Source organism: Alienimonas sp. DA493, from assembly GCF_043951915.1.
Lineage (GTDB): Bacteria > Planctomycetota > Planctomycetia > Planctomycetales > Planctomycetaceae > Alienimonas.
On sequence record NZ_JBINJD010000220.1, the window covers coordinates 1 to 6,881 of the forward strand.

Annotated in this window: 7 protein-coding genes; 5 read left to right on the forward strand and 2 right to left on the reverse strand. The window is 71.3% G+C overall.

The window, feature by feature from the left end; translation table 11 throughout:
* Positions 1-170: 170 nt before the first annotated feature.
* The 3 genes from ACG2DA_RS20960 (at position 171) to ACG2DA_RS20970 (ending at position 2,011) form a co-directional block, all read left to right on the forward strand.
* Positions 171-569, forward strand: coding sequence for a VOC family protein (locus ACG2DA_RS20960; RefSeq protein WP_395258412.1), 399 nt, complete (start codon positions 171-173; stop codon positions 567-569).
* Positions 570-687: 118 nt separating this feature from the next.
* Entirely contained in the window at positions 688-1,173 is a 486-nt protein-coding gene (locus ACG2DA_RS20965; protein ID WP_395258413.1) for a hypothetical protein, read from the forward strand.
* 211 nt (positions 1,174-1,384) lie between these two features.
* The gene (locus ACG2DA_RS20970; RefSeq protein WP_395258415.1) at positions 1,385-2,011 is read left to right on the forward strand and encodes a class I SAM-dependent methyltransferase; all 627 of its coding nucleotides are present in this window, start codon (positions 1,385-1,387) and stop codon (positions 2,009-2,011) included.
* A gap of 12 nt (positions 2,012-2,023) precedes the next feature.
* On the opposite strand, the gene ACG2DA_RS20975 is transcribed toward ACG2DA_RS20970, so the two are convergent.
* Positions 2,024-2,170 (reverse strand): Rho termination factor N-terminal domain-containing protein, encoded by a 147-nt coding sequence (locus tag ACG2DA_RS20975; RefSeq protein ID WP_395258417.1) that lies wholly within the window; start codon positions 2,168-2,170, stop codon positions 2,024-2,026.
* A 693-nt stretch (positions 2,171-2,863) separates the two neighbouring features.
* Here ACG2DA_RS20975 and ACG2DA_RS20980 point away from each other — a divergent pair.
* Entirely contained in the window at positions 2,864-3,571 is a 708-nt protein-coding gene (locus tag ACG2DA_RS20980; RefSeq protein WP_395258418.1) for a response regulator, read from the forward strand.
* Between the two features lie 164 nt (positions 3,572-3,735).
* Positions 3,736-4,968 (forward strand): sialate O-acetylesterase, encoded by a 1,233-nt coding sequence (locus tag ACG2DA_RS20985; RefSeq protein ID WP_395258420.1) that lies wholly within the window; start codon positions 3,736-3,738, stop codon positions 4,966-4,968.
* 92 nt (positions 4,969-5,060) lie between these two features.
* Here the strand turns inward: ACG2DA_RS20985 and ACG2DA_RS20990 are convergent, their stop codons facing one another.
* Positions 5,061-6,497 (reverse strand): tetratricopeptide repeat protein, encoded by a 1,437-nt coding sequence (locus ACG2DA_RS20990; protein WP_395258421.1) that lies wholly within the window; start codon positions 6,495-6,497, stop codon positions 5,061-5,063.
* Positions 6,498-6,881 lie beyond the last annotated feature (384 nt).

Consider the following 6,881-nt stretch of genomic DNA (forward strand, 5'->3'; position numbering starts at 1 on the left):
GTCCCGGACGCTTCAAGCGTCCGGGACGCTCGGTCGAGGGGCGGGAACCGCGGGTTCACCGCCTTTTTGTACACTGTACGCTTGACGGCATGTTTCCGCGCGGCAAGGTGCTCGCTTCACGCCCGGCTCGGTTTCGGGCTCCGCCGTTCTCGCTCACAGGAACCCCCGCGATGTCTGAGGCCGTTTCGCACAACCCGGTCGGCTGGTTCGAGATTTACGTCGACGACCTCGACCGGGCCGTCGCGTTTTATGAGGCGACCTTCGGCGTGACGCTGGAGTCGCTGGACGCCCCCGACACCGGCGGCCCGCCGGTGACGATGAAGACGTTCCCGATGGCGATGGAGGCCTCCGGCGCCGCCGGGGCGCTGGCCAAGATGGAGGGCGTCCGCCCCGGGCCGGGCGGCACGCTGATTTATTTCAGTTGCGAGGACTGCGCCATCGAAGCCGCCCGCGCCGCCGAGGCCGGCGGGACGGTTCAGCAGGAAAAAATGGCGATCGGCCAATACGGCCACATCGCCCTGGTGAAGGACACCGAGGGGAACCTAATCGGGTTGCACTCGCAGAAGTAACGATGCCTGACGCCGGCTCGTCCCCGTCGCGGCGGCCCTGTACCAAGCCGTCGTGACGTTTATTGTGTGTGTGGGGGGGGGGCAAGGTGAGAGATTAAACCGCGTCGTCATCGGGACCATGGGCCACCACATCCAGGCGATCGTCGCTCCGGACCGGACCGCCGACGCCGTCGCGGCCCGTTGGCCCGAACTGCCGAGGCTTCGACACGAGGCCCTGTTCTCCATCTTCCCGGTGGACGCCGGACTGATCGACGCGACGGTCGAACCGATCGCCGCGGCGCGCCCCCCAAGCCACTTCATATTGCTGACGCCCGGCTTCCGCGAACGTCTGCGGAAGCTGTCCTCGGACGGCGTTCTCGCCTACCTCGAAACGGACTACTTCGGCGGGGCCGGCGGGCAGGGGGCGTTGGTCGCGGACCGTGGCGTCGAACGGATGGAGCCGACGTGGTCCGAGGCGGACGCGATCAATCGGGCTCTGAAGCTCATCGGATTCCCGCGCGGCGGGTGCGTTGACCGCTTCGAGAACCTCGGGCTCGCGTCCGTTCGAGACAACGAGGATTTACTCGATCTGATCCAAACCCCTACGAACGACGCCCCCGCTTAGAGCTTAGAACGCTCTTCACCGAGGCGTAGCGTTCAACACCAGCCCGGAGCCCAAGCTCCGGCCGTGCGTCGTCTCGTGGGGCGGCTGCACCGACGGCCGATGCTTGCGCATCGGGCTGGTATCAGCCGCGACGCCCTGCGGAAGAACGCTCTGCCGTCTGTCGTACGGCCCCACGCATGCGGTTGCGCCGGGCTGGCGGTAGGCTCCCGGCATGTCCGACGCGCCCGCTCCGACCGGCTCCGCCCGCCCGAAGGGCTCCGCCCCGGCGGCGGTGCAGTTTCTCGCCCGGTTCGCCCGCAACCCGCGGACCGTGGGGGCCGTGCTGCCCAGCAGCCGGTATCTCGCCGAGGCGATGCTCGACAGCGTGAACTGGGACGAGGCGAACTGCGTGCTGGAGTTCGGCCCCGGCACCGGGCCGTTCACCCGCTTCGTGCCGGAGCGCCTCAAACCGGACGCCCGCTTCCTCGCCGTCGAACGCGACCCGGCCTTCGTCGCGAGATTGCAACGCGAGTTGCCGCACGTCGACGTCGCCCACGCGGACGTCACCGCGGTCGGCGAGGAGTTGAAGGCCCGGAACCTCGGCCCCGCCGACGCGATCCTCTGCGGGCTGCCCTGGGCGGCCTTCCCGCCGGACCTGCAGGACCGGCTGATGACCGCCACGCTGGAGCACCTCAAGCCCGGCGGCTCCTTCGCCACCTTCGCCTACGTGCAGGGCGCCGTGCTGCCTGCCGGGCGGCGGTTCCGGGCGCTGCTGGACGAACGCTTCAGCCGCGTCGCCGCCTCGCCGGTCGTCTGGCGCAACGCCCCGCCGGCGTTCGTGTACCGCTGCGTGAAGTAGGGCGGCGGGGGGTCAGCCCCAGCCGTCGGTCTCGTTGGCGGCGAGAGCGGCGATCAGCTCCTCCCGCGTCATCAGGGACCGTCCGCGGATCCCGTGACGGCGGGCCAGGTCGTACAGCTCCCGGGTGGACAGCTCGGCGGGGTTCGGCGGTTTGGACATGGGGGCCGCCGTGGGGGGAGCCGTCGGAGGGGACGCGGGGGAAGCCTCGCGGGAACGCGGGGGGGTCGGTCGCGGGGAGGGAGGGCGGGCGGAGATCGTCCGCGAACCGGACCGGGCGGCGGCGGGCGAGGCGACGGGCATCCTGCGAACCGGGGCGGGGGACGAACCCGGAGGATCGGCCCGCCGCGGCGCCTTGACGGGCGGGACCGCAGGGCGCACCAACGAGCCGCGAGGGACCCTCCGAGGGGAGGAACCGTTTGACCCTGCAAATCATAGGCCGAACCCCCGATCGCCTTGGCGGAGAGAGCGGCGCGGCGGTAGAACCGGTGCGTCCGGAGCCAGGGGCGCGACCGGCGCCGGTCCGGCTGGCAGTTCGCCCGCGTTCACCGGACGTTCATCGGCCGGCCCGGTCGCCCGGCGACCAGCCGCCGCCTCGCGGGCGCCCGGGCCGGCCGGGCCGGATTTGCGGTCCCTCGCCGGTTCGTCCCGCCCTCCGGCCACGGTTGGATCCGCCATCCATCAACGGTTCGTCCGGGGGCCTTCCTGATGGGACGGTGGTGTATCCACGCTTTCTCCCGCCGCGGCGTCCCTTAGGCTGTCGTTCGAATCCCGCGTCGCCCACCCCGCTCGCTTATCCTGCGCGGCCTCGGCGGCGCCCGCCCCGTTTCACCCGGCTCTCACTCGGTTCTCACCATGACTCCCCGAGCGTTCCACAGCGGCTCCCCGCCGGGGGCCGGCGCCGCGGCCGGCTCGGCTCGTTCGGTGATGATCGTGGACGATCACCCCGTCGTTCGGCAGGGCCTCCGGCTGCTGCTCGACCGCGAACCGGACCTGCACGTCGTCGCCGAGGCCGACGGCGTCACCGAGGCCTTCACCCGCTTCAAGGAGGTCCGCCCGGACCTGGTCATCATCGACCTCTCCCTGAAGGACGGCTCCGGCATCGAGCTGATCAAGGAGATCCACGCCTCCGAGCCGGACACGCACATGCTGGTTTCCAGCATGCATGACGAAAGTCTGTTCGCCGAGCGCGTGCTGCGGGCCGGCGCCAAGGGGTTCATCTCCAAGCAGGAAGCGACCGGCAGCATCGTCGAGGCCGCCCGCCAGGTGCTCGGCGGCCGGGTCTACCTCAGCCCGGCGATGAGCGACCAGATGCTGCACCGGCTCGTCAGCAACGACGACGACGCCGTCGACAAGAGCCCGATCGAAAGCCTCTCCGACCGGGAGTTGGAGGTGTTCGAGATGATCGGCCAGGGCCTGACGACCCGCCAAATCGCCGCCAAGCTGGACCTCTCCCCGAAGACGGTCGAGACGTATCGGGAGAACATCAAATCGAAGCTGTCCCTCGCCAACGGCACCGCCCTGACCCGGCACGCGGTCCAGTGGTTGCTGGAAAACACCTGAGGGCCGCTGCGCGGAAGGGCCAAGGGACAAGAGGCAAGAACCAATGACGGCGAGCGGGGGCGTGAGCCCCCTGAGCAGACCGGGATGCCGGGCACGTTTGCGGCTGCGAACCGCGTCGCCGTAGCGTGCGGCGTTCGCTCTCGCCCCCGTCCGGTCCGCTTTCGATGACGATTCGCCTGTTCGTCGCGCTCCTCGCCTCCGGGATGACGGGAGCAACCGCGGCCCCGGGCGGGGAGCCGTTGAAGGTCTTCATCCTCGCGGGGCAGTCCAATATGCAGGGGCACGCCGCCGTCGAGACGCTCGACGGGATGGCCCTCCACCCGGACGCCGCCCCGCTGTTGGAAAAACTCCGCGGGCCGGATGGGGAGCCGGTCGTGCTGGAGGACGTGCGGATTTCCTCGGTCGGAGCGAACCGCGACGAGACGATTGTCCGCACCGACCCGCTGACGGTCGGCTTCGGGGCGGAGGGCCGCGGGCCGAAGATCGGGCCGGAGTTTTCGTTCGGGGTCGTCATGCACGAGCTGCTCGGCGAGCCGATCCTGCTCGTCAAAACCGCCTGGGGCGGCAAGAGCCTGCACACGGACTTCCGCCCGCCCTCCGCCGGCTCCCGCCCGTTGACCGAGGGCGAACTCAAACGGGCCGAGCAACGCGGCGAGGACCCCGCCGCCCTCCAGGCCGAACTGAACGACCGCAGCGGCGCCTATTACCGCAAGATAATGGCCCACGTGAAGGCGGCGCTGGCCGACGTGGACGAACTGCACCCCGCCTACGACCCGGCGGACGGCTACGAACTGGCCGGCTTCGTCTGGTTCCAGGGCTGGAACGATATGGTCGCCGGCGACCAGTACCCGAACCGCGGCGAGCCCGGCGGGTACGACGAGTACAGCCGTCTGCTGGCCGCCTTCATCCGCGACGTGCGGAAGGACTTGGGCGCCCCGGAGTTGCCGTTCGTCATCGGCGTGCTGGGGGTGGGCGGCCCGGTCGCGGACTACCGCCCGGACCAACAGCGGTACGCTGACGTGCACCAGAACTTCCGCGACGCGATGGCCGCCCCGGCCGCGTTGCCGGAGTTCGAGGACAACGTCGCCGTCGTGCGGACGGAGGAGTATTGGGACGGCGAGGTCGCCGACCTGGTCCACCGCCGGAACCGCCTGAACGGGGAGCGGAACCGCATCGCCAAGGCCGAGCGGGCCGGCGACCTGACCGCCGAACAGGCCGACGCCGCCCGCGAGGCCCTGCCGGACGCTCTCACCGCCGAGGAGGAGGCCCGGCTGGAGGCGAGCGTCTCCAACGCGGAGTACCACTACCTCGGCTCCGCGACGATCCTCGCCCGCATCGGCGAGGCCTTCGCCCAAGCCAACGCGGCGCTGCTGGAGTCGGCGGGGGAGGGGCGGTAGAACGCCAGGATCTCCGTGAGCCCGAAGCGCAAGCGAGGGCCGGAACCGTCTCCCCTCGCTTGCATTTCGGGTTCACGGGGGCGGCCCGCCGCTCAGTACACCCACTCCGTGATCACCCCCGCCACGAAGCGGTCGGAGGCGAACAGGGGGTTCTCGGAGTCGAACTGCTGGTAGTTCGCCACCGCGGCGACGCTCAGGCGGGGGCTGAACCATTTCCGGAGCTCGGCGCCGCCGCGGAGGATCAGTTCGTCGCGGCTGGGTTCGAACTCGAAGCGGTCGTAGGTGCGGAAGCCGACGCCGCCGCTGAGGGTCAGGTCCAGCGAGGGGACGATCGGCATCACCGCCCGGCCGGAGAGGCCGGCGCCGTAGTAGGCGTAGTCGCTGCCGGTCGCGTCGAGGCGGTCGAGGTCCACGGCCAGCCGCACGGTGGAGAGGTGTTCCATCCCCACGAGCCATTCCCGGGCGACGCCGCCGGCGTACGTCACGCCGTCGGCGCTGGTCACCTCGGGGAGAATGCCGTCGGCCTCGAAGTCCGCGTGGTCCAGGGCGAGGTAGCCGACGGTGGCGACGCCGTCGGCCCGCAGGTGGGTCAGCCGCCCGACGACGCCGTGCCGCTGGGAGAACGTCTCCCCGTCGAACTGGTCGAGGGTGAAGCGGTACTCCAACCGCGGGACCAGCGTGCCGCCGTTCCAGGGGAGGGCCCACTCGGAGTACAGCCCGGGCGTGAAACTGCGGAGGTTCAGGGCCTCGAACTCGTCCTCGTTCAGCGTGAACCGGCTGGCGGTGGACACGCCGGTCGCCCAGCCGTCGCCCTTGGCGAAGGCGTACTCCGCGTCCCCGCCGAAGAAGAACTGAAAACTCTCCCGGTCGCCGGGGGCGAGCTGCCGGGAGGTCGGCGCCAGGGCGACGTTGCTGTCGTACAGCAGGCCGGTCTCCAGCCGGAGATACATCGGCAGATCGTCCGGCAGCAGGCTGGGGAAGAAGCCGTCGGCGATCGCATCGTCGGCGAGCGGGGCCGGGCCGGGGGGGCCGGGGAACTCGCGGATCTCGTAGCCGGCGGGCGTCACGCCGTCGCCGGCGGCTTCGTCGGCAGGCACGTCGGGGATCGGCTGGACGGCGAGGGCCGCGGGGGGCAGTTCGGCGAGGCGGGCCTGGGCGTCGGCGGCGTATTCGCTGTCCGGGGCAATGCGGACCGTTTCCCGCCACTGCTCGGCGGCGCCGGCGTCGTCCCCGAGGGCGTGCAGGGCCCGGCCGAGATCGAACCGGGCGGCCCCGCTGAGGGGGTCCAGTTCGACCGCGGCCCGCAGGCGTCCCGCGGCGTCCCCCGGTCGCCCCGCGTCCAGCAGGGCCCGGCCGAACAGCCGCTGGGCCGTCGCGTCCCCCGGGGCGGCGGTCGCCTTCGTCTCCAGGTAGTCTAACATCGCCGGGGGCGGCGGCGCCGCGACCGCCGCGGCCGGAACCGCCGCGAGCCCGCACGCCGCCCACAGGACGACGAGAAACGGTGCGGGCGGGGCGGATCGGTCGCGCATACGCCTCGCTTCGGTTTCGATGCACGGGGAGGGGCCGTTCCGAAACGGCGACGCCGGAACGCGTGAGGACGGGGCCGGACACGGCGCCCGGGGCGGAACTAAAAGCGGGCGACGAATTGGTCAAGGTCGACCCGACGGCTCCAACCGATCTGGACTGCCGCCCGCGGGAGGCGCTATCGCCCCCCGCGTTCGCCGCCGTTGCGGGCGTCGACCCTCTGCGCGTCGCCGCACGGCCTCACCCTTCCTCACAAGTCAGGACGCCATGCGTTCGAAATCTCTCCACGGCCTGATCGCGGCTGCCGTCATGGCCGCCGGGGCCGCCGAACTCTCGGCCGCTCCGCCGGTCGGCAGCGCCGTCGACCGGGCGCTGCAGAGCCGCGGCCG

What these genes read in the sequence shown, in the direction of transcription:
- ACG2DA_RS20960 (WP_395258412.1), top strand. Translation starts at nt 171, where the DNA reads ATGTCTGAGGCCGTTTCGCACAACCCGGTCGGCTGGTTCGAGATTTAC.
- ACG2DA_RS20965 (WP_395258413.1), top strand. Translation starts at nt 688, where the DNA reads ATGGGCCACCACATCCAGGCGATCGTCGCTCCGGACCGGACCGCCGAC.
- ACG2DA_RS20970 (WP_395258415.1), top strand. Translation starts at nt 1,385, where the DNA reads ATGTCCGACGCGCCCGCTCCGACCGGCTCCGCCCGCCCGAAGGGCTCC.
- ACG2DA_RS20975 (WP_395258417.1), bottom strand. Translation starts at nt 2,170, where the DNA reads ATGTCCAAACCGCCGAACCCCGCCGAGCTGTCCACCCGGGAGCTGTAC.
- ACG2DA_RS20980 (WP_395258418.1), top strand. Translation starts at nt 2,864, where the DNA reads ATGACTCCCCGAGCGTTCCACAGCGGCTCCCCGCCGGGGGCCGGCGCC.
- ACG2DA_RS20985 (WP_395258420.1), top strand. Translation starts at nt 3,736, where the DNA reads ATGACGATTCGCCTGTTCGTCGCGCTCCTCGCCTCCGGGATGACGGGA.
- ACG2DA_RS20990 (WP_395258421.1), bottom strand. Translation starts at nt 6,497, where the DNA reads ATGCGCGACCGATCCGCCCCGCCCGCACCGTTTCTCGTCGTCCTGTGG.